A 1,367-nucleotide genomic window follows, 5' to 3' on the forward strand; every position below is an offset into this window, starting at 1 on the left:
CCGTGCCCTGGACGCCATCGCCCCGCAACTGGCCCAGATCAGCGGCAGTGTCGGCGCCAAGGCGATCGCCGAGTTCGGCATCGACACCACCCGCTGGCACTGGGACATGACCAGCATCTCCCTGCACGGTGCCTACGAGGACCCGGACACCGGCTACCCCATGGTCCGCTTCGGCCACCCCAAGGACCGCCGCACCGACCTGAAGCAGATCCAGACCGGGCTCGCGGTCACCGCCGACGGCGGCATCCCCGTCCTGCACCGCGCGATCAGCGGCGGGGCCGGCGAGGTCTCCCAGGTCGTGGACACCATGCACGCCCTGCAACAGCTCGCCCAGCGCCCCGACTTCCTGCTGCTGGGCGACTCCAAGCTGCTGTCCTACGACAACGTGGCCGCGATGAACACCGCCGGCGTGCGCTTCGTCGCCCCGGCCGCGGCCGCCTCCGTCGATCCCGCGCTCTACGCGGCCCAGGACCTCACCGCGGCGGTGGTGGTGGAGTACTGCGCCGAGCGCGACCAGGACAAGCCCGCCGACCAGCGCGGCAGCTACCGCGTGGTGGAGGCCGACGCCTTCGTCTGGAAGGGCCGCCGCAAGAGCGATCCCCCGCAGGAGCTGCGCAGGATCCTGGTGCACTCCAGCGCGAACGCCGCCGGGCAGAAGGCCGCCCGGGACCGGAAGCTGGCCAAGGCCCGCGAGGACCTCGAACGCCTCCAGCGCGGCCTGGGCAGCCACCACTACCCCGACCAGGCCACGGTCGACGCCCGCCTCACGGCGATCGCCCGCGCCCGGCGCGTCGGCGCCTACCTGCACGCGACCACCGGCACCGGCCCGGACGGCAAACCCGCCCTGGCCTGGTCCTTCGACCAGAAGGTCATCGACACCGAAGCGGCCGTGGACGGCTGGTACGCGCTGCTGACCAACCTGCCCGCCGACCAGGCCACCCCGGCCCAGGTCCTGCTGCACTACAAGGGCCAGCCGGTCATCGAGCGCCGCTACGGCGAGTTCAAGGGCCCCCTCGCGGTCGCCCCGATGTTCCTGCGCAGCAACAAACGCATCGCCGCCCTGATCACCGTGATCTGCCTGGCCCTGCTGATCTTCTGCCTGATCGAACGCCAGATCCGCCAGGCCCTGGGCCCCCAGCGCACCATGCGCGGTTTCTACCTCGAACCCCGCGCTGCCCGCCCCACCGGCGAGCTGATCCTCACCGCCCTGTCCGAGCTACGGATCAGACCCGGCACCGCCACCAGCCCACCCACCGTCCTGATCACCGAGGGCATCCAAGCCCAACTCCTCGACCTACTCGACGTCGACCCAACCCGCCCACGCTGGCTGGACACTCGTTTCCCCACCTGCGAAAGACGGGCCTAGT

Annotated in this window: 1 protein-coding gene; it reads left to right on the forward strand. The window is 71.3% G+C overall.

Annotation, left to right across the window (positions count from 1 at the left end; all coding sequences use genetic code 11):
- The coding region (locus tag ACFV9O_RS40465; RefSeq protein WP_385428104.1) for an IS1634 family transposase at nucleotides 1-1,366 on the forward strand (1,366 nt) is incomplete at its 5' end.
- Nucleotide 1,367 lies beyond the last annotated feature (1 nt).

The organism is Streptomyces sp. NPDC059909 (assembly GCF_042730885.1).
In the GTDB taxonomy this organism is placed as follows: domain Bacteria; phylum Actinomycetota; class Actinomycetes; order Streptomycetales; family Streptomycetaceae; genus Streptomyces.